Annotated in this window: 1 protein-coding gene; it reads left to right on the top strand. The window is 62.6% G+C overall.

Translation table 11 applies throughout. The features are described 5' to 3' along the window. A partial coding sequence (locus HFD99_RS25180) for an SCO family protein (protein ID WP_167441092.1) occupies positions 1 to 270 on the top strand: 270 nt, incomplete at both ends.

The raw sequence follows: 270 nt of genomic DNA, 5'->3' as shown, positions 1-270 counted from the left end.
TCGCCGACGTGCCGCTGCTCGACCAGAACGGCAAGACCGTGCACCTGGAGCAGGATCTGGTGCACAACAAGATCGTCGTCATGAGTTTCATCTACACCAGTTGCACCACGGTCTGCCCGGTGGTCTCGTCGATCATGGGCAAGGTGCAGAAACAGCTCGGTGCCCGGGTCGGCGCGGAAGTGCAGCTGGTGTCGATCAGCATCGACCCGCAGCGCGACGACCCGAAACGTCTGCAGGATTACGCCCGCACCTTCCAGAAAGGCCCGGGCT

It is taken from the genome of Paenibacillus sp. EKM301P (assembly GCF_011800295.1).
In the GTDB taxonomy this organism is placed as follows: domain Bacteria; phylum Bacillota; class Bacilli; order Paenibacillales; family Paenibacillaceae; genus Paenibacillus; species Paenibacillus polymyxa.
The sequence above is the reverse complement of the archived record's forward strand: the minus strand, read 5'-3'. Positions and strand labels throughout refer to the sequence as shown.